Below are 24018 nucleotides of genomic sequence, written 5' to 3'. Positions count from 1 at the left end.
ACCTCATTACCCTTCGCTTCGAACACTGCTGTGTCTCAAGTTACTGTAGTGAAAAGTGTCGCTTGGCGGCCGCACGAAACGCGTCGCCACGCGCAGACATACCCGGATACATGTCCAGGCTCGCGGCAGCCGGTGCCAGCACAACGCTATCGCCAGGCTGCGCGTGCTCTCCAGCAAAGCGAACCACGGCATCCATTGCCGCCTCAGGGTCAGTCGAGTCTGTCGCAAAGATAGGCAGGTCAGGTGCCAGCCGCTTGACGGCGTCGTAAATTTCCATGCGGTCGACCCCAAGCAGCGCTACGGCACGCATGTGCCCCACATGTTTTTCGACGACCTCATCAATCGCAGCGCCCTTCAGCTGACCACCTGCAACCCACACGACGGTGCCCGCCCCGGTCAACGCCGAATCAGCCGCGTGCGGGTTCGTCGCCTTCGAGTTGTCGATCCACCGAACGCCGTTCGCCTCGTGGACCACGGCTCCGCGATGCCCCGCAACGTGGAAGCCTGCGAGTGCTTCACGAATCTCAGAGGGTGTCGCACCACACAGCAACGCCACGGCAGCGGCGGCGCCTGCGTCCAGCACGCCTGCAGCACCCGCGGGTTCAATGCCATTCGTATCTGCCAGTTGAAGGACCGAGCCGTCGCGGCGCGCAACGAGCTTGCCGTCGATAACACCGACCTGGCCCTCTTCGGGCTGGCCGAGCGTAAAACCGAAGAATTGCTTGCGGTCATTCTGTGCCACGATCGCTTGCACGTGCTCGTCATCGATGCCGACCACGGCGTTCGGGGCTTTGAGCACCTTCGCTTTCGCAGCCGCGTACGCCTCGAATGAGCCGTGCCAGTCAATGTGGTCGTCCGCAAGGTTGAGTAGAACTGCCGCGTTGGGAACGAGCTGGCTCGACCAATGCAGCTGGAAACTGGACAGCTCGACCACGAGCACGTCGACACGCTGGGGATCCGCCACTGCGTCAGCCACGGCGGTACCGATGTTGCCGCACGCCAACGCACGCTTACCAGTGCGGGACGATGCCTCCTGCATCATGGCTGCGAGCATGCCAGTAGTGGTGGTTTTACCGTTCGTGCCTGTCACAACGAGCCACTCGCGCGGTGGCCCGAACACGCCCGCGCGATCCAACCGGTAGCACAGCTCGACATCACCGATGACATCGAGTTGGGCCGAGGCGGCGTCGACAAGCAGCGGCGTGTCGGGCCTCCACCCTGGAGACGTCACTACTACCCCGACCTCACCGAAGTACTCGTGTGCCAGCTGCGTATCGACGGCCCGCACTCCCCACGTGCGCTCAGCGAACTCGCGGTTTTCCTCGCTGTCGTCCGCGACGATGCATGGAACGCCGACCTGCTGGAGCATACCGAGCACCCCTCGGCCCGAAACGCCCGCTCCAGCCAGCAGCACGCCACGGGAAATCTCTGCGGGGATCACACTCGTATCCATCATGACAGCGTCACTCCGTTCTGTGTGAGCCATTCACCGTAGAAAATTGCGGTGCCGAGCGCGACCGCCATCGCAGCGATGAGCCAGAAGCGCACAACCACGGTTGTCTCCGCCCAGCCTCCTTGCTCAAAGTGGTGGTGGAACGGCGCCATCCGGAACACGCGCTTGCCGGTAGACTTAAACGATGCCACCTGGATGACCACCGAGGCTGCCTCGAGTACGAAGAGTGCGCCGATGATGATCATCAGAAGCTCGGTCTTGGATGCCACTGACAGGCCCGCTACGAGGCCACCGAGCGCCAGCGAACCCGTATCACCCATGAAAATCTTAGCCGGGGACGCGTTCCACCACAGGAATCCAACGCAGGCACCGAAGCCTGCAGCCGCAAGCACCGCCAAGTCAAGCGGGTCGCGGACGTTGTAGCAACCCGCTGCCAGCGCTGCCTCGCAAGAATTCCGGAACTGCCAGAACGTGATCATGGTGTACGCGGCCATCACCAGAGCAGTCGTACCAGCGGCCAACCCGTCGAGCCCGTCGGTGAGGTTTACCGCGTTCGACCAAGCAGCCAGCAGAATGTAAATAAAGATCAGGAACAGGATTGCGCCAAGGATTCCGCCGCCGACCGCGATGTCAATCGTTTCGATATCGCGCACAAAACTGAGCAGGGTCGAGCCTGGCGTCAAGCCGTTCTCGTCAGGGAATCGCGTGATCAGCAGGCCGAAAACAATGGCAATTGCAAACTGGGACACAAGCTTCGCAGTCTTATTCAAACCGAGATTGCGCTTCATGAAGAGTTTAATACCGTCGTCGGCAAGCCCGACCAGGCCAAGCGCCAATGTCAAGCCCAGCACGATGACGCCGCTCGCGGTAAACGCCGCGTGGTTAGTGGCCAGCGCGACAATCGAGCTAGCCAAGTAGCCCAGCGTGATCGCGAGCAAAATAGCGATGCCACCCATCGTTGGGGTGCCGCGCTTCCGCGCGTGCGACTGCGGCCCGTCCTCCCGAATTTCCTGGCCGATCTCGCGGCGGTGGAAATACCGAATCAACAAAGGTGTGACAAAAATGGAAACGAGGAAGCTAATAACTCCTGCGACAATTACTTGAATCATGTGAGACTGCTACCTTGCTTCATTCTCATTGGTTGACTTACTTTGACTGTCAAGCGTACGGGTGCGCATGAGTTGTTCAGCCACCACCCACAACTTTTGGGCGTTCGACGCTTTGACCAGCACCACTGCTGGCGGGGGTGTGGCAGTGGCAATCGTAGCTTCGACAGCGTTGCTTGCCTCGGCACTATCGGCAACAGACTGTGTGGCGATGCCCTGCTGCTGTGCCGCTTGCGCCAGCGATTCCATCGCGTCACTTTGCCCCACTGCTACGAGGTCCGTGATGTTGTGCTTTACCAGTTCTGCGGCGAGCTCGGCGTGGGCTGACGCGGACTCCTCGCCGAGCTCGCCCATCTCACCGAGCACCGCTATCGAGCGCGCCCCTGGGTGTGCGGCAGCCGTCGACGCAAGCGCTGCGATCCCGGCACGCATTGATTCAGGGTTTGCGTTGTACGCGTCGTTAATGACAGTCACGCCATCCTCGCGGGTGCGCACATCCATGCGGTTCACGGATACGGTCCGTGCCTGGCTCAGCGCTGCCGCGATCGCTTCAGGCTGCATGCCCGCGCCGAAACCGACTGCCGCCGCAGCAAGCGCGTTGCCAACCTGGTGGGCGCCGTGCACGCCCAAGCGAACTCGGTGCTGTTGCCCGTCTGGCGTGTGCATCACAAACGATGCTCGGGCAACCTCGTCCAATGAGATGTCCGTAGCAAAAAAGTCTGCTTCGGGCGATCCCTCAGCCGAAAACATCCACACCTTCGCAGTTGTGCGGGGGCGCATACCTGCAACAAATGGGTCATCGGCGTTCAAGATGGCGATTCCACCGTGATCCGCATCAGGGAGTGATTCGACTAACTCGCCCTTCGCCTGAGCAATCGCCTCGCGCGAGCCAAACTCCCCAAGGTGTGCGGAGCCAACGTTGAGCACCACGCCGATTGATGGCGGGGCAATCTTTGCAAGATGCGCGATGTGCCCAATGCCCCTCGCGGACATCTCCGCCACCAAAAACGCCGTCTCCTGTGTGCAGCGCAGCACCGTGTACGGGTGACCGATCTCGTTATTAAAGGATCCCGGAGGAGCCACGGTCTCGCCTTTGTGGCGAAGCACCGCAGCGATCAGGTCTTTCGTCGAGGTCTTCCCCGCCGATCCTGTCACGCCGACAATTGTGAGTCCGTGTTCGCGAACTAGGCGGCGAGCCACGTGCGCTGCGAGCTTCGAAAAGCCCGCGACAACACCGAGTGCACTGCCCGTTGGGTCACTCGCAGCCAAGTCAGAGTTGTCATCTGGCCGAACCTCGGCGCACGGAACGATCACCGCAGGAGCACCCACGTCGCGCGTGGTGAGCGCGGCTACCGCACCCTGCTCCAATGCCGTGCCGATGAAGTCGTGTCCATCAACCCTCGCGCCTTTCAGCGCAAGGAAAAGGTCGCCCTCAGACACCTTCCGCGAATCAAACTCGACGCCACCCGATACTTTCGCCTCGGGGTCCGCCTCCTTCGACAGCGTTCCCCCGACGATCTCGGCGATCTCACCCAACGAACATGCAATCATTATCTACTGTTACCTCGCGAAAGTTTCTAGGGCGCGACGCATCTCTTCCCGATCATCGAAGTGGTGCGTCGTAGTGCCAACAATCTGGCCGACTTCATGCCCCTTGCCAACGACAATGACCGCATCTCCCGGCTGTGCCCACTGCACCAAAGCGTCAATCGCCGCAGCGCGGTCGCCGATTTCACGCACCTCCGGGTGGTGGGGAGCATCCGCGAGTTCCAATGCACCACGCAGCACCTCCGCGCGGATCGATGCTGGGTCCTCTGTACGCGGGTTATCATCAGTCACCACTACGAAGTCAGCACGCTGCGCAGATTCGCGGCCCATAATGACGCGTTTCGACGCATCCCTGTCCCCGCCGGCGCCAACAGCAATGCCGACGCGCCCAGCCACTTGCTTTCGGAGCGTATCCAGCACGGCCGCGATGGCCGCAGGCTTATGCGCGTAGTCCACGACTGCAACAAACGGTTGCCCGCAGTCAATGCGTTCCATACGTCCAGGGACCTGCGCTTTTGATAGGCCCTTCATGAATGCATCTACATCAACGTCGGCGGTGTACGCCATAGCGGTTGCCAAGGCAGCGTTAGCCACGTTGAACGCGCCCGGCATTTGCAGCGTCAACGTGTGGGTCGAAGTGGGCGTCGATAAGGAAATCTCTTGCGCGCCAGTCTTGTCTGCGGACAGCTGCTTCGCGCTCACGTCGACCCCAGCCTGCCCGTGGGTGCCAACGCGAACCGGGTGCTGTGCCCGGTCAGCCATGCGCTCGCCCCACTCGTCATCGACGCAAACTACCGCGCGTTTCGCGGCACTGCGCGACGTCGGGTCAAAGAAGAGCGCCTTCGCCTCAAAGTACTCCTCCATTGTTTTATGGAAGTCCAGGTGATCCTGGCTCAGGTTTGTAAACCCAGCGACATCGAAAGACGTGCCACTCACCCTGCCAAGCATGAGCGCGTGGGAAGAAACCTCCATCACTACGTGCGTCACTCCAGCCTGCAGCATGCGGCGGAACAGAGCCTGCAGCGTCGGGGCTTCCGGGGTAGTCAGGGACGTTGGAACGTATTCGCCGAGAATCTTCGTGCCGGTGGTGCCAATCAGACCAACCTTCGCTCCTGCTGCCTCAAGCCCCTTCTCCAGCATGTACGTCACGGTAGTCTTGCCAGACGTGCCAGTAACCCCGAGCAGCGTCATGTGCTCGGATGGGTGACCATACACCTCGGCTGACACATCGCCGAGAACTTCGCGAACGTCTTCGACGACCAGCACCGGCCGCGTTTCCCCTTGGCCCTCGAGGATCTTCGCGCCTGCATTGTCAGTAAAGATGGCGCCCGCTGGGCACTGCTTTGCAAACGTTGCACCATGCACGCGGGTGCCGGGCAAAGCTGCGAACAGTCCGCCTGGGGCAATCTTCGACGAATCGAGTGCAATCTCTTCAATGTGCAGCGGCTGATCTGGGGCGTTGTGGAGCGTCCCACCAGACAGCGCTGCAAGCGCCTCCAGGGTAGGCGCGTTCGGTGTTGTCTGCGTCATGTCATTCATTGTGAAACTTCCCTACTGGGCTTGCAAAACGTACTGGTCCGCTTCTGGGCTAGGCGGCAAGTTCTCCCTATTGATCAGCCAGCTGGCGATTTCAGTAAACACCGGACCTGCCGACTGTCCACCGGCTCCGCCTTCTCGTGTACCTCGCTGCGGCTCATCAAGCATGACGGCCACGACAAATCGCGGATCGTTCGCAGGCGCGATGCCAGCAAACGTAATCCAGAACTGGTTTTGCGAGTAGGCGCCAGTCTCAGGATTCACCTTTTGCGCGGTACCAGTCTTGCCCGAAAGCTGATAGCCAGGAAGTTGGCTGTTCTGGGCGGTACCGTTGTTGATCCCTGCCGGGTCGTTTTGGAACGTGGAACGGAACATGTCCACGACTGTGCGTGCCGTCGCCTCCGACACCACACGATGCCGCTCAGGCTCGGGCTGTTCCAGCGGTGTGCCCTCTGCACTTTCAATGCTGCGGATAATGCGAGGCGTAATCCGCTCGCCACCGTTGGCAAGCGTTTGATAGACGCTGGCCATCTGAAGCGCTGTCCAGCTCATTCCCTGCCCAATTGGTAGGTTCGCAAACGTTCCTCCGGACCACTGCTCTAGCACTGGCAACAGACCGGCGGACTCGTTGGGCAGCTCAATGCCGGTTGTGTTTCCGATTCCGAAGCGCTGCAGGTAATCCCAATAGCGCTCCTCGCCCAGCTTCTGCGCAATCTGCAAGGTGCCCACATTCGAGGACTTCCCGAAGATGCCCGCTGTGGTGTACGGCATCACGCCATGCTCCCACGCGTCGCGCACAGTAATACCAGCCATGTCGATAGAGCCCGGCACTTGGTGTACTTCTTCCGGAGTAGTCACCTTCTCCTCAATTGCCGCAGTCGCTGCGATAATCTTCGCCACGGAACCCGGCTCAAACGGGTGCGAGATCGCGTTATTGCTGAAGTCCTTCCCTTCGCGCAGCTGCCGTTCGATGTCCCCGTTCGGGTCAATAGTGGAGGTATTCGCCATTGCCAGCACTTCACCACTGCGGGCATCGAGCACTACTGCCTCGGCGTCCTTTGCCAACGAGTTCCGTTTCGCGTTCTCCAGAGTCTGCTGCACAAACGACTGCAGGTCCAGGTCGATCGTCAAGGTGATCTTCGCGCCATCCACCGCGGGTACAACGTCGCGCAGCGTACCGGGGATGGACTGCCCGTCGTTCGACACGTCCTCTGTCTTGCGCCCGTTGATCCCGGTGAGCACCGCATCACTCGATGCTTCAAGCCCAAACTGTCCCTGCCCGTCCATCGACACCTTGCCGAGGATGTTTTCAGCAATCGCCCCGTTCGGGTACTGCCGGATGTCCTGGTGGTCCGAGGCCACGCCGTGGAACTCAGCAGCAATGTTCGACGCCACATCAGGGTCCACGTTCCGGACAAGTACTTCGTAGTTCGAATCCGCGTGCAGCTTCTCGAGGATGTCGCGTGCGTCAACCTTGCCCACACTGCGCATATCGTCATTGTCTCGTCGCCTATCGACGTCCTCTTCGCCCATTGCCTCGCCAATCATGACGGGAATCTCGTTGGCCATCGTGCGCAGAATATCCTCGACTCTCGCGTCAACCATGGCTCGCGTCGCGTCATCGTCGAGATTCGGAATGTTTTCATTGAGCATGACCTGCTCACGCAATTCCTTACGAAGCGTCACCGGCGACACAGTCAACGACCGCGCCTGCATCGTGTACGCCAGGTGGTTACCTTCGCGGTCCACGATCTCACCGCGCCGCGCGGGGTCAGTGTAAATCCTGGCGCGCTGCGATTGCGCCTGCTCGCGCAGCTGTGGGCCCCACACCACCTGCACAAGAAACAGCCTGCCGACCAAAAATACGCTGACTACAAGAAACAGAATTACTGCCCATTGGGACCTCTGGTGCAACACACTTCGCCGTGTCTTAGGCGCTTGAGGTGCTTGCAGGGCACGTGGCCGAGCAGTTCGTTTTCTCCGGTCCGGGTGCGATTCGACCACTGCCCTATATTCACCTCACTCAATTGCATTCAACGGGTAAGAAACGATTCGTGCCCTTAGAGCTTAGAGCGTAGGTGGGACATTCGGCGCATACGGCGCCACGTTGTCCAAACGAGAAGTGCTGCCAAGCACGTTATTGCCAGGAAGCTGCGTCAAAGAATCACCGATTTCGCGAGTTGCTTGCTGGTCACTGGACGCGCGCCCAGATCGTGCGTGAGACTCATTCACGTCCACCACACCGACAGTTGCGTTCGGGTCGAACGGACGCTGCTCATGCACACTGCCATCTTCATGCACCGCAACGATCCCTGGAGCCGATGGAACCAACAGGCCTGCGTCACCTGCACGTTGCGCAATCTCTGCGGATGATTTGCGGTCCTCAAGGTCGCGGGTCAGCGATTCGACACGGTTGGTCAGCTCTCGTTCCTGCGCCTGAAGGCGCTGAATGGTAAACGTTTGCGTCGTCGACAAAGCGCTGAGCCCCATCGCAGCAACAACCCCGAATACCAGCAGTACCACCGTCACTGTGAACGTCAGCGACAACTGTTTCTTAGCGACAGCCGGCTGCGCAATCCTCCTGCCGCGGTAGGACACAATCTGCTTCGACCCCAACCGCCCGTGAGTACGCGGGTGTGGGACGTGTGGCCGAATTCCCGGGTTGAGCAGCCGAGTGTTCGCGCTACGCTGCTGGCCGGAGCGCCGCGTCTGCGGGCGCGCCTGATCACCGCGCGTCAGCGTCATGTTCGATCCGCTGTGCTCTCGTGCTGCCATGATTGATCAGTTCCTTAGTTGCCTTGTGCTAGTTTCTCGACACCACGTACCCGTACGGACGCCGCTCTAGGGTTATGTTCAATTTCAGTTTTCGACGCCTTCTCCGACCCATTTGTGATGGATCGAAACAGCGGCTGCGTACCGGGTAAGTCCATCGGGAGCCCCGGTGGGGTTTTCGACTCCGTGAGTTCCCGAAACGCCGCCTTGACGATTTTGTCTTCCAGCGATTGATAGCTCATGAAGACCGCACGTCCACCAACTCCGAGGAGGTCAGTAATGACGGGGAGGACTTGCTCGACCGCTTCGAGCTCGCGGTTCACTTCGACCCGCAGCGCCTGAAACGTTCGCTTTGCCGGGTGCCCGCCCGACCTACGTGTGGCTGCCGGAATCGTGTCGTACAGCAGCTCCACCAGACGCGCACTCGTTGTGAATGGCTCCTGTTCACGCTGCTGAACAATCGCCCGAGCAATCTTTCCCGCAAAACGCTCGTCTCCGTACGTCTTCAAAATGCGTGCCAAGTCACCGTGCGAGTAGGTATTCAGCACGTCAGCTGCAGTGAGCGATTGCGTCGTATCCATCCGCATATCTAGCGGGGCATCGACCTTGTACGCGAAACCGCGTTCTTCCTGATCGAGCTGCATCGAAGAAACGCCAAGGTCAAACAGCGCCCCGGCAACTCCATTTTCGCGGACGATGCCGAAAGGCACCCGCTCGTCAGAAGCCGCAACTTCGCCAATTGCGTCAAAACGGGCTTGCACCGGAACAAAACGGTCGCCGAATGGAGCCAGACGCTCCGTTGCCGCAGCTAACGCGTTTGGGTCGCGGTCGATTCCAATAACGTACGCGTTTGGAAATGTAGAAAGAAAGTACTCAGTGTGGCCGCCTGCCCCGAGGGTGCCGTCGACAATCACTGCGCGATCGCCGAATTGCTCAACTGCTGGTGCGAGCAATTCCGCCATCCGGTTACGCATCACGGGAACGTGGCCACGGTTTGCCACCGGATCAAAGTCCATCGCGGCTTCTACCATTGTCGGGCACACTCCCTTCACTGCGTTGTTCTGAAAATTACCTACACCCATGTTTGGGGAGCGTATAGAGCCCTACCCCGGGCGGCTGCTCTGATGTCGGGGAAGTACACCAGAACGCTTCACGCCCGGGATAGAGTCCGTACACGCTCTCCGTCAGTAGTCGATGTCCGCTGTCAGGTAGTCAGCCTTACAGCAGACCGGAGAGTATGTCGTCGTCATCCGCCGCCGAGAAGGCAGCTTCAGTCTCTTCTTGATATTGAGCCCAGGATTGTGCATCCCAGATCTCGAGAAAATCTACAGAACCGATAACCACGCACTCCTTTGAAAGGTTTGCGTATTCCCGGTGCGACGCCGACAACGTGATACGACCAGAACCGTCAAGCGTTTGCTCATCCGCACTGGCAGCCAGATTACGAATGAACGCACGAGCCTTCGGGTTCGTGCGGGATGCTGCAGCAGCCTTTTTGGCTCGCGCTGCGAACTCCGCACGGGGGTAGACCGCCAAAGAGTGATCTTGCCCCTTGGTCACCATCAGCCCGTCCGCGAGGTCCTCTCGGAACTTCGCAGGCAGCGTCAAGCGCCCTTTGTCATCAAGCTTGGGAGTGTAGGTTCCCAGAAACATCGGGCGACCCACCTTCCTCTACGCCGTCAGACACGTGATGTATGTAGTTTTCTCTGCTTCGTGCGACAAAGGTGTGTAGTCAGCACACCACCGCGCCTTCCGCTACGCCCCACTTTAACCCACTGTGCCCCACAAATGCCACACCACACACAAAAAAGATTACCGAATTCAACATAACAGCAGGTCAACGAGTAAGAAAACGGTGAGGCTCCCTCCCCCCTTCGCGCTTCACAATAGCCACAATCACCCCACTAGTCGACTAGATACACAAAGAAATACCCACAAAAGTCCATCTCCGCATACACGTGTGGGCAAAAGTGGAGACTGTGGGTGAAAGTGGGGCGCTTCGCCCACACAATAAAAAACGCCCCCAGTAAAGGGGGCGTGGTCCTTTTTAGGATTAAGGCCGATCCTCGAACCGGCGCTTAAAGTTCTGCTCCATCGAGCTCACTCGAGGAGACTTCTGCTGGTTCCGGGAAACATTCCGCAACTGCGATACAGATGGGCCATGCGCTGGGGTGCGCAACGCCATGATTCCACCAGCCATCATGACACCGAACCCGATAACGCTAATGATTACTGTCCAAATGGAAAGCGAGGCAAGCGCAACACCGCCGAGCAACAACACCACTCCAAGCACCATTAACGCAACGCTGCGCATCGTAATCCGGCCTGTGGACGATGGAGCCGCATAGTCGGCGTTTCGGCCGACGCTTTGCACAAATGAAGGGTCATCTGCCATGAGTGACTGCTCAATTGCGCGGAGTGCTTGCTGCTCCTGTTCAGAAAGTGACACTGCTCTACTCCCAAGCTCCAAAGCGGACGTTGCTATCCATACAACGGCCATCCTAGCGCCTTTGTTCCCCGGGAGACGAGGGCAAGATTGCCCGGGCTAAGCCGCAACACCATTTCCGGCAGGAAGTGCCTCGAGGTAGAACTGTTCCGCCTGCTCAAGCAACTGCGCAACCCGGTCAGCTGGCGGCATATGCTCAATCCCCGAGGCAACGCGGCCGCGTTCCCGCGAGAACGACTCAAACACATTCGCCCACCGCTCACCACCCTTCCCCGTGAGCGCAAGCTTCTTCCACGCGCTACTTGGCAGCCGCTTTCGCTTCTGAATTACCGGACTATCAGAACACACCGCACCCGCAGTCCGCAGCGCTGCACGGTAGGCATATTCCATAGCCTCGTCGCACGCCCCCTCCTCAAATCGCTCATAGGCATACGTGAGGCAACCATCGGCGGTTTCAAGAAACTGGTCACGCTTCGATTGACGGACGCGAGCACCGTAAACTTCGTTCGTTGTCGCAGAGATAACGCTGTTCATGTTGATTTCTCCTTCATTTCCCTTTCACATTTGAGATGAATATAGAAAATGGGTCCGACAAATCCCCCAGAACTTCGCTCATTTGTTCGAATATGGCGAAACTTCCCGGACTCATGGTTCGATAAAGGCATGAAGACCGAAATCCGCCGACTCACATCGGCCGAGTACCTTCTTGCAACGCCCGCACTCGTCGACCTCTATATAGAGGCCATGGACTACCCGGTCAATGTTCGGGCACAACGCATCTCCTCCTGGCGCCAAGAGGCTCTCTCCCCAGGCTTCACTGCAATCGCGGCAGTTGCTGACGACACGATCATCGGCATTGCATACGGAATGTTGGGACAGCGTGAACGATGGTGGGATCAGCAGCTCAGGCGGGCGCTTGCCATGCAAGGGGGGCCGTCGAAAAGCGAAAAGGAGTTACTCCAAAGCTACTTTGAGGTCGCTGAAATCCATGTGCTCCCTAGCTATCAAGGGAGAGGTATCGGCGCGAGGTTGCTCCGGGAGCTCCTGCGCCTTGCGCCGGCAAAATTTGCTCTACTGTCTACCCCTGAGGTCGAGCACGAGGACAACGGCGCGTTCAAGCTCTACCGCAAATTTGGGTTCTCCGACGTCGCACGTAACTACCTCTACCCCGCTGATCCGCGGCCATTTGCGATTCTCGGGCGATCGCTGCCACTCAGCGCCTCACCAATGTTGTAGGTTTGTCGTGGTAACTCGGTAGTCTCTAGGTGCATACGTCTACGACAGATTCTGGAATGGAGCACAACGTGTCTGAAGTATCCTCACAAGGGCCAACGCTCGAGGCCATCCCCGCGCTTGTTGAGGAGCAACTTCGCGTGTTCTTCGACGGCCAGGAATCGGTAGTCGCGGAAATTGGTGCCCCGGTGGAAGACGCAGTGTCTTACCTGCGCAAGTTTGTCCTCGGTGGAGGCAAGCGGATACGGCCACTCTACGGTTGGGCTGGCTTCATCGGCGCAGGAGGGCTCGACCACAGCCAGGAGAACCCCGACGCAGTGCTGCGCGCAGTGAGCTCGCTCGAGTTCATTCAGGCATGTGCGCTCATCCACGACGACATTATCGACGCCTCCGACACCCGGCGCGGCAACCCAACAGTGCACCGCGCGGTTGAGGCTACGCACCGCAACGAAGGCTACCGTGGTGACGCCGCGTCGTTCGGCGAGCACTCGGCCATTTTGATTGGCGATCTTGCGCTGGTGTGGGCAGAAGACATGTGGCGATACTCGGGGCTCACGAATGATGCCCTCGACCGCGCGGCGAAGCCGTGGGTGGGGATGCGCACTGAGGTGATCGGCGGCCAGCTGCTGGACATCATGTTAGAGGCTAAGGGCAGCGAATCTGTTGAGCTCGCAGACAAGGTGAATCGGTACAAGACCGCTGCGTACACGATTGAACGGCCGCTCCACCTTGGCGCCGCGATTGCCGGCGCGCCGGATGCAACGATCGCCGCGTTCCGTGGTTACGGACGTGATATTGGCATTGCGTACCAGCTCCGCGATGACATCCTTGGGGTCTTCGGTGAACCTGAGGTGACCGGCAAGCCGGCTGGCGACGATATCCGTGAGGGCAAGCGTACCGTCTTGTTCGCCACTGCGCTGGCAAACTTGGACGCGTCCGATCCTGCCGCAGCGCAACGCCTTCGCGACGGGATTGGTGTCGCAGCATCGTCAGAGGAGCTTTCCGAACTCGCAGAGCTTATTCAAGAAAGTGGCGCCGTCGAGGCAGTAGAGGCGCGCATCGACCGCCTCACTGAATCAGGCCTGCAGCACCTTTCGGACGCAGGGATTGATGATGCAGTTGCGCAGTTCATGCGTGACTTAGCTATCAAAGCCACGGCTAGGCGTATGTAGCAATGAAGTCTCTTTCGCCGACACGACTAGGGCTGCTGGCAAGTATCTTGGTGGCCCTTGGTTCCTTTGGGGCCGGCGCCACCCGCAACCGTGGCGGCGTGATGCGTATGTTGGGCGTCGACAATTTGACGTACGGGCACGGGCGTGCGCTCATGGACATCACGATGAGCGTCGGCATCGTTTTGTTGTTGCTTGCCTGGCTGTGGCTGTGGCGTACGCGTCCCACCTTCGATACGGTACGGCGCACCACCTGGCTGTGGACCGCACCACTCGCGCTGAGCGCACCGATGCTCTCGCGCGACGTGTACTCCTATCTGATGCAAGGCGCCATGCTTCGCGACGGCTTCGACCCATACTCAGAAGGTGCGGCCGTCAACCCCGGCCCGCTGCTGTGGGAAGTCTCGCACGACTGGCGCAACACCACCACCCCGTACGGTCCGCTGCACCTGGGGTTAGGCAAGCTGATCACACTGGTAACTGGCGATAGTGTAGGCGCCGGCATCGTTGCATATCGGCTCCTAGCGCTGGCGGGTTTCGCGCTGATTATCATCACGGTCCCGAAAATTGCGCAGCAGCTCGGCGGCGACAGTGCATTTGCGCTCTGGATTGGCGCGACGAACCCCTTGATGCTGCTGCATATGGTTGGCGGCATGCACAACGAGGCCGTGATGGTGGGGCTCGTCAGCGTCGGCATCGTGTGGGCACTACGCCGCCCAGCAACCTTCGCCACTTTTAGTGGCGCCATCGCTGTGGTGGCTGTTGCGGTCTCGCTCAAGGCCACGGCTGCCGTGGCGATGCCTTTCATCGTGTGGCTGATGGTTGCCCATTTCGCGGGTGCATCAGCATCTGTGCTTAAGAAGTGCGGCGTGTTCATCCTTGCCACGGCTTGGTCTATCGCGCTGACAGGCGGGGTGCTTTATGTTGTCACCGCGGCGTCTGGAGCGTCGTGGGGCTGGCTGGCTGAGATCTCCGGCAACTCGAAGGTGATCAACCCGTTGGCAGGGCCCACGCTGGTCACCGAGATACTCACTCCCGGGTTCCAACTTTTCGACGACCACTTCTACTACAACAGCCTGCTCGTTGTCGTGCGCACGGCCGCTTCCATCCTGATGTTGGTGGCGTTAGCCGTTGTGTGGTGGTGGTTCCGCCCGAAACCGGGTGCAGCGAACGACGTGCGCGCTGTCCAGGGCACGACCGCCGCGTACGTCGCCGCGTTCATCACGAATGCGGTCACGCTCCCCTGGTACTACGCGTCGATTTTGGCACTCGTGGGAACTTTCCGGGCACCGCGGTGGGTGCAACAGGTCGCCGTGGGTGCGAGCGTGATCATCGTGCTGGCGTTTACAGGCGGCGGTAACCACCGCTTTTACGATGCCTGGTTCCTCGTCGCGGCACCGTTCGTGGCCTTTGCAGCAGTGCTTGCGGTGTGGCCGTTCAAGCAGGCTAAAACGCCATCGCCTGTGCTCGGCGAATAACTTCGCGGGCACCATGGCCGTGCAGCGCGTCGATTGGACGGCCGCTCAGTGATTCATCGGGGGTGAATAGGTACTGGAGCGACTCTTCGGGGGAAAAGCCGCCGTCCGCAAGCACGGTGATTGCACCGCTGATGAACTTTGACATTTCGCCGTCCGCCAGCAGGAGCGCAGGAATGTAATTCACGCCGTCCTTGCGGTAAACGAGGAGCTTGTCGGCGTGAGCATAGTCGTGGATTTTTGTGACTGGAACGCCGAGTGTTTCCGCAACTTCGGGGAAGGTCAGCAGTTCATCGTGTTCGAGCAAAGAATCAATAGTCTGTTGAGCACTCACGACCGACAGTTTACGCGTCGAGAGCACGTTTGGGCCATACTGGAGCGCATGGCACAGCTCGCAGTAGGAGACACGCTGGACAACCGGTACATCATCGATCGCCCCATCGCACGCGGTGGCATGGCGACGGTGTACCGCTGCGTCGATACGCGTTTAGGCCGTGAAGTTGCCGCCAAGGTGATGCACGAGTCCTATGTGCATGACAGCGTGTTTCGTGAGAGGTTTCGTCGAGAAGCTCGGGCGATGGCCCAGCTTTCCCACCCCAACCTGGTCAACGTGTACGACTTCGCTGCCCAAGGCGAACCCACGAACCAAATATTTTTAATCATGGAGCTCATCACCGGTGGAACACTGCGTGAGCTGCTCGCCGAGCGCGGTCCCATGCCGCCGCACGCCGCCGCCGAGGTAATGCGGGCTGTGCTCACTGGCCTCGCGGTCGCGCACCAAAAAGGAATGGTGCACCGCGATATCAAACCGGACAATATCCTGATTAACAGCGATCACAGTGTCAAGCTTGCGGACTTCGGCCTTGTGCGCGCAGTCTCAGACATCACGCATTCCACCGACCAGATCGTAGGTACGGTCGCCTACCTCTCCCCCGAGCAAGTGGACGGTTCACCGATCACGCAGGCCTCCGACGTCTATTCCGCAGGCATCGTGCTCTTTGAGCTACTCACCGGCCAGCAGCCCTTCAACGGCGATACCCCCATCGCGCACGCCTTCGCACGGCTACATGATGTGGTGCCCGCGCCCAGCTCTCGGATCGGAGGCGTACCAAAGCTTTTCGACGAACTCGTGGCCACCGCCACCGCGACCGACCCCCACGACCGCTTCCATGATGCATCGGAGTTCCTCGCTGCGCTCAACGACGTAGCGGACGCGCTTGAGCTACCACCCTACGCGGTACCCGTACCAAGGCATTCCGCAGCGAATCGTGCCGCAGCTCACCCCACGCAGTTTCGCCTCCGGCCGAATTCAACAGATGATTCCCCGAGAACACGTGTGGATGCGCCGACAGTCCAGCCCCCGGCGCCTGCACCGCCACCACCACAGGTGCCAGCCCCGGCTCCACCGCAAGCCCCGCTTTCCCCGGCGCGACCTCGCAAGCCGGTGAGCAACCGCTCGGGAATCGGCCTGGCAGTTTTCCTAGTGTTCAGCGCAATCTGCACAGGCTTGGTTGCGGTGGGCGGCTGGTGGCTCGGGTCCGGCATGTACGGCGAGATTCCGCAGATCCTCCTACCGATGCCCTAAGGCGCCACCGCCGCGCGCAATCTTAGTAGCGCAACATCTCCGCTACGAGGAAGGCCAACTCGAGTGCCTGCTCAGTGTTCAAGCGCGGGTCGCAGGCAGATTCGTAGCGGCCTGGCAGGTCAACGTCAGTGATGTCCTGCGCACCGCCGAGGCACTCGGTGACCGCCTCGCCGGTCAGCTCAATGTGGATGCCACCCGGGTGCGTGCCCAACTGACGGTGCACCTCGAAGAAGCCCTGGACCTCATCCAGAATCTTGTCAAAGTGCCTGGTCTTGTAACCATTTGACGCCGTAAACGTGTTGCCGTGCATCGGGTCGCTTTGCCAAATCACCTTATGGCGAGATGCCTCGACGGCGTTGACGATGCCTGGCAACACTTCGCGAATCTTGTCGTGCCCCATCCGGATCACCATCGTCAAACGGCCAGGCTCGAAATTCGGGTCGAGCTTATCCGCGTACGCCACGGCTTCTTCCGGAGTGGTCGTCGGCCCCAACTTGATGCCGATCGGGTTATCGATCATCGCGGCGAAGTTCACATGGAAGTCATCGAGATCGCGGGTGCGCTCGCCGATCCACAGCTGATGCGCGGACAGGTCATACAGCCGCGTCTCCCCCTGATCGTCTTCGGCGAGGCGCAGCATTGCGCGCTCGTAGTCCACAAGCAGAGCTTCGTGGGAGGCGTAAATCTCCGAGGTCCGGAGGTGTTCGTCGCTCACGCCACAAGCATCCATGAACGCAAGCGAGCGCGAAATCTCACGGCCGAGCGCCTCGTAGCGTGCACCCGCCGGAGAGTTGGTCACAAACTCGCGGTTCCAAGTGTTGATGTTGTGCAGGTCCGCGGTACCGGACGCAGTAAGTGCACGAACCAGGTTCATAGCCGCAGACGCATTTGCGTACGCGCGGACCATGCGAGCGGGATCATGGCGACGCGCCTCCGGAGTCGGTTCGACGCCATTGACGATGTCACCGCGGTAATTCGGCAAGCCGTTGCCGTCGAGATCGGATGAACGTGGCTTTGCGTACTGTCCGGCGATACGCCCGAGCTTCACTACGGGCATCGACGCGCCGTACGTCAACACTGCCGCCATCTGCAGGAGTGTACGCACGTTCGCGCGGATATGAGGCTCTGTGTTGGACTCAAATGTCTCCGCGCAGTCACCACCCTGAAGCAAAAACGCTTCACTGTTAGCGACCTTCGCCATTTTCTGCTTGAGTTCTTCAACCTCTGGGGCAAGAACTACCGGCGGTACAGATTCGAGAATCTTCCGCACATACTCAGCCTCATGACGGTCCCAGCTCGGCTGCTGCTTCGCGTCACGCGACAACGCGTCCTGGAACTGTGCATTGAGGTCTCCCGGGAGCGGTGGCAAATCGGGGAGAACTTCTTTGGGGATATCTACTGTCCAACTCACACTTAATGTTTAGCACGAAGCTGCGACGAATACCACAACTTTGCGGCGCGAATACCTGCACAGACTCAAAGTGTGAAACGCGCGTCTCACGATCTAGACGCGCGGCCAAGCCGGTCAAGCGGCAAATACTCCGCGCATACGCGGTACTTCTTCAAGTTATGGCGCGCATCTACCAATGCATCGTGGTTCCCGCGCGGCACCTGTGGCAGCCTCGGCCGCCCCGCCATTTCCCAGTACTGCTTCAGCTCTCGAGTAAAGCGCGGAAGGTTCTTCGGCAACCCGGTCATGTCACCCCACAGCTGCGCCAGCACAACGTGATCGTACGCCCCCACCCATGCCCAAAGCTCCGGGGCGGAGCGGGGCGTCGTCAAGAACTCGTAGACCTCACTGCGGATCTGCTCCCGCGACTTCCATGCGGGGTGACCAGCACCGGGCAGTTTATCCAAGACATTGTCGCGCACCCACTGGTTCGCACGCGCGGCGTCAAACTCATTGGACACCGCGTAGTATTCACGGCCGTCCTCCGCGACGATGCCGATGGAGACTAGCTCAATGGTCGAGCCGTCTTCGATGAACTCTGTGTCGTAAAAGTAACGCACTAGTTCGCCTCACCCTCCGGGCCCTCAGGTTTGCGTGGCCAAAACATCACCGCTGCAACGAACAGTACGAGTAGCGGCGAAATCACATTCCTGGCTATCTCAAGTTCACTCGTGACGAGATACGCTCCCACCGCGCAGCACACGAGCACAATACGAGTAACGAGGTCCCGGTCCATCAAACGTCCTTACTTAATCCTCTTCGGGCTCGGCGCCCTCAGGATAGCGCCCCGTCTCTTCCAGATGCTTTTTGACGTCCGAAGCATACACATCCACGTACGGGTACCCGGACAACGCAGACATCTTATGCATCACGAAGTCCGTAAACGGACGCATCACCTCCCGCGAGTGCGGATCAAATCCGTGCTCCGTCGCCCAAGCGTGCGGGTCAATAGGTTCGCTGAGCTTGATGCGGACCTTCGCCGGGCGCGGAAGCACCGACCCGATCGGGTTCGCCTCGCGGGTGCCAATCATGGCCACCAAGATCACCGGCGCTCCCGTGTCCATCGCGACACGAGCCATACCGGTGCGCCCCTTGTAGATCCGACCATCCGGTGAACGCGTGCCTTCCGGGTAGATACCGAACACGTCGTTGCGATCAACAATCACCTCGCGCGCAGCCTGCTGCAGGTTCGCGCCCGCATTCGAATCACTGCGATGCACGGGGATCTGACCAACAGCGGTAAAGAAAAACCGCTTGAACCTGCCCCTCAAGCCAGGTTGCGTAAAGTACTCGCTCTTCGCCGGAAACGTGATTTGCCGACGCAGCATCAGCGGCAGATAGAACGAATCCATCACCGCTTGGTGGTTCGAGACAAGAATGACGCCGCCTTCGTCTGGCACATGCTCCGCGCCTTCAATCGTGGGACGATTCCACACGAGCAGCGCTGGACCTAGCAACGCTTTAAACGCCGAATACCACTTGTTATGCACGGTGTCTCCCTGCTAGATCCTCACGAGCCAAGTCTGCGACACCGATCATACCTGCCTGCGGGCCCAGCTCTGCGCATAGAATCTCCGGAACAGGGCGGTACCCGGAGCCAACCATGTTACGACGCAACGAATCCTTGGCATCTTCCATAAAGAGATCTGCGTCGGCGCTCACGCCACCGCCAAGGACCACTAGGCCCGGATCCATAACGTCAGCCACTATCGACAAACCACGGCCCAGCCACTCCGCAAAACTCGCAAGCGCCTTCACGCCAAGCTCATCGCCCTCGCGTGCAGCCTCCATCACGTCATGGCCCGTCGCCCGCTTATCGACGACTTTCCGGTACAAACCGCACTTCTTAAAACCGCCGTGCGCTGCGACCTCCAAAGCACAGTCCACCAACGACGTGCCCGAGGCGTACCGCTCCAAGCAGCCCTGCTTACCGCAGGAACACACGCGCCCATCTGGCACAACAGTCAAGTGCCCGAACTCGGGGGCAGTGCCGAACGATCCGCGGTAAATCTTGCCATCAATCATCAGCGTTGCGCCGATACCGGTACCGACGGCAAAGAACACCCAGATATCCGCATCCTTTGCTGCGCCAAATCGGTATTCACCCCAGGCTGCCGCGTTCGCGTCGTGCTCAAGGCGGACTGGTAGCCCCAGAGCCTCCTCAAGCTGCGCCCGAACCGGCTGGTCGTTGCGCCACGGCAAATGCGGGGCGAACCGCACGATCTCGCAGTCCGGGTCAAGAAAACCGGCGATAGCCAAGCCGACAGCATCAACCACGTACTCCCGCTGCAGCTGCCGCACCATATCGACGATGACGTCGATAAGCTCATCACCAGTCTGCGGAGTACCAGTAGATATCGATGCAACGATGCGCCCAGAGTCATCAACCACTGCTGCGCGAGTATTCGTCCCGCCGATATCAAAACCGACAGTCAGCTTGGATTCAGTAGACATACATGACCATGCTAGTCGCCGAGAGCCTGAGAAAATAATAATTTCTCACACCGCTCCCCCAACACCTGCCACGAAAACTCCAGCTGCACATGGCGTCGACCCGCCTCCCCCATCGATTCCCGCAGCAGGGGATCACGCAGAAGACGCACCAACGCCGCGACAAGTGCATCATCATTCTTATCGACGACCACTCCGCTGTGGTCCGTCACCGTTTCCGGCGCACCGCCCGAATCACCAGCGACCACCGGCACCTCACACGCCTGGGCCTCGAGAAACACAATCCCGAGACCCTCAACGTCGAGGCCTCCGCCGCGGGTACGAACCGGCATCGCGAACACGTCTGCAGCCGCAACGATTCGACACAGGTCATCGTCGCTGACCCGCCCGGTGAACCTGACACCGTCGACGCCCTCCGCCATCGCGTGAAGCCGACGGGCATACGGCCCCTCCCCAACAATCACCAACTGTGCACCCGGCACCCGCTGGCGCACTCGCGGCAGGACGCGGATCAACCGGTCTTGCCCTTTGCGTTTCACCAGACGCGACGCACACACAATCAGCGGAGACTCCGCGCCGATTCGGAACGAAGCTCTGGTCTCCAACTTCTCCTGCTGCGTTGCGGGCGCGTAGCGGGACGTCGATACGCCTGAGGGAAGCGCAACGAACTGAGGATTCGGACCAAACGCTTCCTTGAATCGCCCCAGTGTGTACTCCGAAATGTACGTGATTACATCGGCACTACCGCCAATCGTTCGCAGCAGTCGACGACCAACGCGAAACATTGACCACCCGACCTCATGGCCATGCGTCGTTGCCACAACCCGCGAAGCACCCGCACGCTTCGCAGCACCCCCCATCACTCCAAGAGGAGCTGCAGCACCAAACCACACCGTATCGACGTGCTGTTCCCTGATAATTCGCTGCATCATCCTCCGGACAGCAGGAGTAGGCAACATTACTGGAAAGGGCCAGCGAATAATCGTGTACGGCTGTTCCGCATCCCATGCGAGAGCAGCCGCCTTATCCTGCATCGAGGCAAACACAATGATGCTCTGCGCCCCCCGACGGTGAACGACTTCCTGCACATAGTCCCGCAAGTACGACTGAATCCCACCGACAGTCGGTGGGAAATCATTCGTCACCAATAAAACAGTCATGGTGCCTAATAACGGACAGCGCCCTGGACAGGCATCGAATTCAACGGGACAACCTGAACCGGAATACCGTAGTCAGAGGCATGCACAACCATGCCGTCGCCGATATACATGCCAACGTGCGTCACTCCCGGGTAATAACCGACAATGTCACCTGGCTGCAGGTCCCCCATGCTCACCGGCATGCCACCAGCAAGCTGAGCCTGCGAGGTACGCGGGATCGCCTTACCGTTCTGCCCGTAAGCCCACACCATGAGCCCAGAGCAGTCGAACGCCGACGGCCCCGTCGCGCCCCAGCCATAAGGCTTGCCAACCTGCGCGAGCGCGGCACCGACAACCCCATCCCCCACCGGAGGCAACGAGCCAGCATCAACGGGGTGCAGACGTCCCTCCCACAACGAACGCGCCTCCGGCGACAAATTATCGACGCGCGCCTCAATCTCCTCAATCTGTCCCTGCAGCGCCTCGCGCTCACGCTCGAGCTTCGAACGCTTTGAATCAAGGTCATTGCGGAGATACTGCGCTTCCGCAAGGGCTACGTTTGCAGCATTCGCCTTCGTTGCCGCGTCCTGGGCAGCGCCTTCGTACTCGCGGAGCACACTTTGCTGCTTGCGGGACAGCGAATCCAGGTACGCAGCACGGTCAATAGCAGTCTGGGGACTACCAGAGTCCAGCGTTGTAAGGATCACATCGGCCTGGACGTTGCGGTACCGGGACGCAGCGAGGCGGTCTACTTCCCTTTGGAGATCATCACGAGCGATTTTCGCAGCTTGGACTTGGGTACGTGCATCCGCCGCCTCAGACTGCAGGCGCTCAAGTTCCTCCGACTTCGCGGCAATATCATCCTCAACGCCCTTGAGCTCTTCTACCTTTGCGGTGACCTCATGCGAAAGCTCATCAACCTGATGAATCAGTTCCTCGACATCATCCGCTACTGCGGACGGAGCAGCAACGCTACTGCCCACAACGACAGAGAGCGATGCACCCAGCGCCACGCGCTTCCCCCAGGAACGCCCATTTGCAACATGACGCGCATGTAAAGAGTGTTTAGCCACTTAAAGCCCCTTCGCTGGCAAGAAAAACTATCACCAATATAGCGAGAGGGGCTTAAAGTTACAATCCTGTAATTCTTCTGCCGACCCCCACCACAATCGTTTGGATCGGCCGATAAATACCGTGCTTAGAAGCGCACAGCGGAGTGCACTGGCATCATGTGCAGCGGACGCTCAGCGACCGGAGCGTTGGTGTTCAGTGCATCAATGATAGTGCCGTTGCCGGTGTAGATACCAACGTGGGAAGCGCCACCGTAGTAAGCCACGATGTCACCAGGCTGAAGCTGATCAAGCGGAACCGGAGTACCCGCAGCCGCCTGCGCCTGCGAGGTACGAGGGATGGACTTACCAGCCTGCGCATATACCCAGGAGGTGAAACCGGAGCAGTCGAACACGTTCGGGCCTGCAGCGCCGTATACGTATGCAGCACCAATCTTTGTACGTGCAATATCGACCAGGCGCTGACCTGCGGAGACCTGCGGCGCTGGAGCAACTGCCGGCGCAGCAACGTTTGCGGAGTATGCCTTCGCGACTGGCGCCTTGAACTGAGCCTCGACGTTTGCCAGCCATGCACCAAACGAAGGTACGTTGTTAACGCCAGGAACCGCACGAACCTGTGCAATTGCCGTAGGGACATCAGCATTGGACTTCTGACCTGCCAGGGATGGGATCCAAGCCTCGATGCCAGGAATCGCAGCGATGCCCGGCACGTTCTCAATACCTGGAACCTGAACAGCTACCGGCGAGTTCGGGACGCGAACCTCAGCCGCCTCTGCAGAGATTGGCGAGAGCAGCGAGGCACCTGCAGCTGCTGCGGTCACTACCGCGACGTTACGTGCAGTGCTGTGTGCCTGACGACGGTGCTTAGCCATAATTGTAAAACTCCATATCTTCTCTTTTGCCGACCGAGTTAGCTGACGGGTTGGGCTAGAGAACCAGCCTTACGACTTCCACGGAAAACTCCGCTCTCGTTCGCATTCACCCCAGAGAGAAAATCCTGCTTGGGTCCCCGGCTTCCCGAAGCCACTAAGGCTCAGGGAATTAGGCGCTATATGTACTTACTGTTTGCTTTCAACGGCTGTTGCTGCAATGTCTCGATTAGGTTACGAAACGGAAACATCTTTGTCCAACGACACCGCCGTTATCGTTCCGTTATTTTTCCCTCCCCTCATTCCGCGCGAATTTTCCTGAGAACTACAAGCAGAGCGCCACAATGTACCGAACCTGACGAACGACCTGCTACCTGCGCTTTTGCGAACCTTCCTCACCTGTACACAGAGTGCCGATTTGGTAAAAATGCACTAAATCACTCTTATGTGACATTACTCACTAATATTGTGTAACGCTTCCATAACGCTTCGAAATGGCTTCAAATTCCTCCGCCTTCAGACGTGAAGCGGTGAGCCATTGCTCCGCATTTATACCAAGTGCCGTAACAGAACGAAGTCAGAAGTGGGCTCGTGTCATAGCACGGGCGAGATAAAGGTGCTGAGTTCCAAAAGTGAACTGACCAGACATACAAAAACGCCCTGGCCAGCTGTACTCTCGTACAACCAACCAGGGCGCCTTGAGCGACCGCTAGTGT

General features: G+C 59.4%; 22 protein-coding genes, 1 pseudogene and 1 riboswitch. Of the genes and pseudogenes, 4 read left to right on the top strand and 19 right to left on the bottom strand.

What is annotated here, in order from left to right; genetic code table 11:
* Positions 1-40 precede the first annotated feature (40 nt).
* The 10 genes from murD to HMPREF3170_RS07050 form a co-directional block, all read right to left on the bottom strand.
* Positions 41-1456, bottom strand: coding sequence for a UDP-N-acetylmuramoyl-L-alanine--D-glutamate ligase (murD, locus tag HMPREF3170_RS07095; protein ID WP_070478782.1), 1416 nt, complete (start codon positions 1454-1456; stop codon positions 41-43).
* Positions 1453-2562, bottom strand: a complete 1110-nt coding sequence (gene mraY / locus HMPREF3170_RS07090) for a phospho-N-acetylmuramoyl-pentapeptide-transferase (RefSeq protein ID WP_070478780.1) — start codon at positions 2560-2562, stop codon at positions 1453-1455. Before mraY ends, murD begins: the two co-directional genes overlap by 4 nt.
* A 9-nt stretch (positions 2563-2571) precedes the next feature.
* Positions 2572-4110 carry a UDP-N-acetylmuramoyl-tripeptide--D-alanyl-D-alanine ligase gene (murF, locus tag HMPREF3170_RS07085; protein ID WP_070478778.1) on the bottom strand — a complete coding sequence of 513 codons (1539 nt, stop codon included), beginning with the start codon at positions 4108-4110 and terminating at the stop codon, positions 2572-2574.
* A 9-nt stretch (positions 4111-4119) separates the two neighbouring features.
* The gene (locus HMPREF3170_RS07080; protein ID WP_070478971.1) at positions 4120-5637 is read right to left on the bottom strand and encodes a UDP-N-acetylmuramoyl-L-alanyl-D-glutamate--2,6-diaminopimelate ligase; all 1518 of its coding nucleotides are present in this window, start codon (positions 5635-5637) and stop codon (positions 4120-4122) included.
* 21 nt (positions 5638-5658) lie between these two features.
* Positions 5659-7596: a peptidoglycan D,D-transpeptidase FtsI family protein gene (locus tag HMPREF3170_RS07075; RefSeq protein WP_370295848.1), complete on the bottom strand. Its 1938-nt coding sequence runs from the start codon at positions 7594-7596 to the stop codon at positions 5659-5661.
* 114 nt (positions 7597-7710) lie between these two features.
* Complete coding sequence (locus tag HMPREF3170_RS07070; protein ID WP_070362209.1) at positions 7711-8418, bottom strand: cell division protein FtsL; 708 nt, start codon at positions 8416-8418, stop codon at positions 7711-7713.
* 14 nt (positions 8419-8432) lie between these two features.
* Positions 8433-9431 (bottom strand): 16S rRNA (cytosine(1402)-N(4))-methyltransferase RsmH, encoded by a 999-nt coding sequence (rsmH, locus tag HMPREF3170_RS07065; protein WP_141742248.1) that lies wholly within the window; start codon positions 9429-9431, stop codon positions 8433-8435.
* Between the two features lie 202 nt (positions 9432-9633).
* A complete protein-coding gene (gene mraZ / locus HMPREF3170_RS07060) occupies positions 9634-10068 on the bottom strand; it encodes a division/cell wall cluster transcriptional repressor MraZ (protein ID WP_070362207.1) in 435 nt (144 codons plus the stop codon).
* Between the two features lie 400 nt (positions 10069-10468).
* Positions 10469-10864, bottom strand: coding sequence for a DUF3040 domain-containing protein (locus HMPREF3170_RS07055; RefSeq protein ID WP_070478970.1), 396 nt, complete (start codon positions 10862-10864; stop codon positions 10469-10471).
* A gap of 96 nt (positions 10865-10960) precedes the next feature.
* Positions 10961-11395: an SAV_6107 family HEPN domain-containing protein gene (locus tag HMPREF3170_RS07050; protein WP_070478777.1), complete on the bottom strand. Its 435-nt coding sequence runs from the start codon at positions 11393-11395 to the stop codon at positions 10961-10963.
* A gap of 129 nt (positions 11396-11524) precedes the next feature.
* Here HMPREF3170_RS07050 and HMPREF3170_RS07045 point away from each other — a divergent pair, with 129 nt between their 5' ends.
* Genes HMPREF3170_RS07045 through HMPREF3170_RS07035 form a run of 3 tightly spaced genes read left to right on the top strand, consistent with a single transcriptional unit; the run spans position 11525 to position 14741 of the window.
* On the top strand, positions 11525-12097 hold the full coding sequence (locus HMPREF3170_RS07045) for a GNAT family N-acetyltransferase (protein WP_070362204.1): 573 nt from the start codon (positions 11525-11527) through the stop codon (positions 12095-12097).
* 56 nt (positions 12098-12153) lie between these two features.
* Entirely contained in the window at positions 12154-13266 is a 1113-nt protein-coding gene (locus HMPREF3170_RS07040) for a polyprenyl synthetase family protein (RefSeq protein ID WP_070478775.1), read from the top strand.
* A 2-nt stretch (positions 13267-13268) separates the two neighbouring features.
* Positions 13269-14741 carry an alpha-(1->6)-mannopyranosyltransferase A gene (locus HMPREF3170_RS07035; RefSeq protein WP_070478774.1) on the top strand — a complete coding sequence of 491 codons (1473 nt, stop codon included), beginning with the start codon at positions 13269-13271 and terminating at the stop codon, positions 14739-14741.
* Here the strand turns inward: HMPREF3170_RS07035 and HMPREF3170_RS11855 are convergent.
* Positions 14710-15072, bottom strand: a complete 363-nt coding sequence (locus tag HMPREF3170_RS11855) for an Rv2175c family DNA-binding protein (protein WP_246814938.1) — start codon at positions 15070-15072, stop codon at positions 14710-14712. The genes HMPREF3170_RS07035 and HMPREF3170_RS11855 overlap by 32 nt on opposite strands.
* Positions 15073-15120: 48 nt before the next feature.
* Here HMPREF3170_RS11855 and HMPREF3170_RS07025 point away from each other — a divergent pair.
* Positions 15121-16308: pseudogene (locus HMPREF3170_RS07025) on the top strand (protein kinase); the annotation flags it as partial.
* A gap of 37 nt (positions 16309-16345) precedes the next feature.
* Here the strand turns inward: HMPREF3170_RS07025 and HMPREF3170_RS07020 are convergent.
* The 8 genes from HMPREF3170_RS07020 to HMPREF3170_RS06990 all read right to left on the bottom strand — a co-directional run bounded on the left by HMPREF3170_RS07020 (position 16346) and on the right by HMPREF3170_RS06990 (position 23305).
* The gene (locus tag HMPREF3170_RS07020) at positions 16346-17734 is read right to left on the bottom strand and encodes a class II 3-deoxy-7-phosphoheptulonate synthase (protein WP_070478771.1); all 1389 of its coding nucleotides are present in this window, start codon (positions 17732-17734) and stop codon (positions 16346-16348) included.
* Between the two features lie 86 nt (positions 17735-17820).
* On the bottom strand, positions 17821-18333 hold the full coding sequence (locus HMPREF3170_RS07015) for a polyadenylate-specific 3'-exoribonuclease AS (RefSeq protein ID WP_070478769.1): 513 nt from the start codon (positions 18331-18333) through the stop codon (positions 17821-17823).
* Positions 18333-18509, bottom strand: coding sequence for a hypothetical protein (locus HMPREF3170_RS11745; RefSeq protein WP_168161635.1), 177 nt, complete (start codon positions 18507-18509; stop codon positions 18333-18335). Before HMPREF3170_RS11745 ends, HMPREF3170_RS07015 begins: the two co-directional genes overlap by 1 nt.
* Positions 18510-18522: 13 nt before the next feature.
* Positions 18523-19263: a lysophospholipid acyltransferase family protein gene (locus HMPREF3170_RS07010; RefSeq protein WP_070478767.1), complete on the bottom strand. Its 741-nt coding sequence runs from the start codon at positions 19261-19263 to the stop codon at positions 18523-18525.
* Entirely contained in the window at positions 19256-20227 is a 972-nt protein-coding gene (locus HMPREF3170_RS07005) for an ROK family protein (RefSeq protein WP_070362197.1), read from the bottom strand. The genes HMPREF3170_RS07010 and HMPREF3170_RS07005 overlap by 8 nt, the downstream gene beginning before the upstream one ends.
* Before the next feature lie 11 nt (positions 20228-20238).
* The gene (locus HMPREF3170_RS07000; protein WP_070478765.1) at positions 20239-21384 is read right to left on the bottom strand and encodes a glycosyltransferase family 4 protein; all 1146 of its coding nucleotides are present in this window, start codon (positions 21382-21384) and stop codon (positions 20239-20241) included.
* 5 nt (positions 21385-21389) lie between these two features.
* Complete coding sequence (locus tag HMPREF3170_RS06995) at positions 21390-22436, bottom strand: C40 family peptidase (protein WP_083290912.1); 1047 nt, start codon at positions 22434-22436, stop codon at positions 21390-21392.
* A gap of 125 nt (positions 22437-22561) precedes the next feature.
* On the bottom strand, positions 22562-23305 hold the full coding sequence (locus HMPREF3170_RS06990; RefSeq protein ID WP_070362194.1) for a C40 family peptidase: 744 nt from the start codon (positions 23303-23305) through the stop codon (positions 22562-22564).
* 14 nt (positions 23306-23319) lie between these two features.
* Positions 23320-23491: riboswitch (cyclic di-AMP (ydaO/yuaA leader) on the bottom strand.
* Positions 23492-24018 lie beyond the last annotated feature (527 nt).

The organism is Corynebacterium sp. HMSC08D02, assembly GCF_001807505.1.
GTDB classification, from domain to species: domain Bacteria; phylum Actinomycetota; class Actinomycetes; order Mycobacteriales; family Mycobacteriaceae; genus Corynebacterium; species Corynebacterium pseudogenitalium.
Note: the sequence above shows the minus strand (reverse complement) of the source record. Positions and strands in the feature narration are given on the sequence as shown.

Excerpts from the sequence above, each read along its gene's own strand:
- murD (WP_070478782.1), bottom strand. The coding sequence starts at position 1,456 with ATGATGGATACGAGTGTGATCCCCGCAGAGATTTCCCGTGGCGTGCTG.
- mraY (WP_070478780.1), bottom strand. The coding sequence starts at position 2,562 with ATGATTCAAGTAATTGTCGCAGGAGTTATTAGCTTCCTCGTTTCCATT.
- murF (WP_070478778.1), bottom strand. The coding sequence starts at position 4,110 with ATGATTGCATGTTCGTTGGGTGAGATCGCCGAGATCGTCGGGGGAACG.
- HMPREF3170_RS07080 (WP_070478971.1), bottom strand. The coding sequence starts at position 5,637 with ATGACGCAGACAACACCGAACGCGCCTACCCTGGAGGCGCTTGCAGCG.
- HMPREF3170_RS07070 (WP_070362209.1), bottom strand. The coding sequence starts at position 8,418 with ATGGCAGCACGAGAGCACAGCGGATCGAACATGACGCTGACGCGCGGT.
- rsmH (WP_141742248.1), bottom strand. The coding sequence starts at position 9,431 with ATGGACTTTGATCCGGTGGCAAACCGTGGCCACGTTCCCGTGATGCGT.
- mraZ (WP_070362207.1), bottom strand. The coding sequence starts at position 10,068 with ATGTTTCTGGGAACCTACACTCCCAAGCTTGATGACAAAGGGCGCTTG.
- HMPREF3170_RS07050 (WP_070478777.1), bottom strand. The coding sequence starts at position 11,395 with ATGAACAGCGTTATCTCTGCGACAACGAACGAAGTTTACGGTGCTCGC.
- HMPREF3170_RS07045 (WP_070362204.1), top strand. The coding sequence starts at position 11,525 with ATGAAGACCGAAATCCGCCGACTCACATCGGCCGAGTACCTTCTTGCA.
- HMPREF3170_RS07040 (WP_070478775.1), top strand. The coding sequence starts at position 12,154 with ATGGAGCACAACGTGTCTGAAGTATCCTCACAAGGGCCAACGCTCGAG.
- HMPREF3170_RS07035 (WP_070478774.1), top strand. The coding sequence starts at position 13,269 with ATGAAGTCTCTTTCGCCGACACGACTAGGGCTGCTGGCAAGTATCTTG.
- HMPREF3170_RS11745 (WP_168161635.1), bottom strand. The coding sequence starts at position 18,509 with ATGGACCGGGACCTCGTTACTCGTATTGTGCTCGTGTGCTGCGCGGTG.
- HMPREF3170_RS07005 (WP_070362197.1), bottom strand. The coding sequence starts at position 20,227 with ATGTCTACTGAATCCAAGCTGACTGTCGGTTTTGATATCGGCGGGACG.
- HMPREF3170_RS07000 (WP_070478765.1), bottom strand. The coding sequence starts at position 21,384 with ATGACTGTTTTATTGGTGACGAATGATTTCCCACCGACTGTCGGTGGG.
- HMPREF3170_RS06990 (WP_070362194.1), bottom strand. The coding sequence starts at position 23,305 with ATGGCTAAGCACCGTCGTCAGGCACACAGCACTGCACGTAACGTCGCG.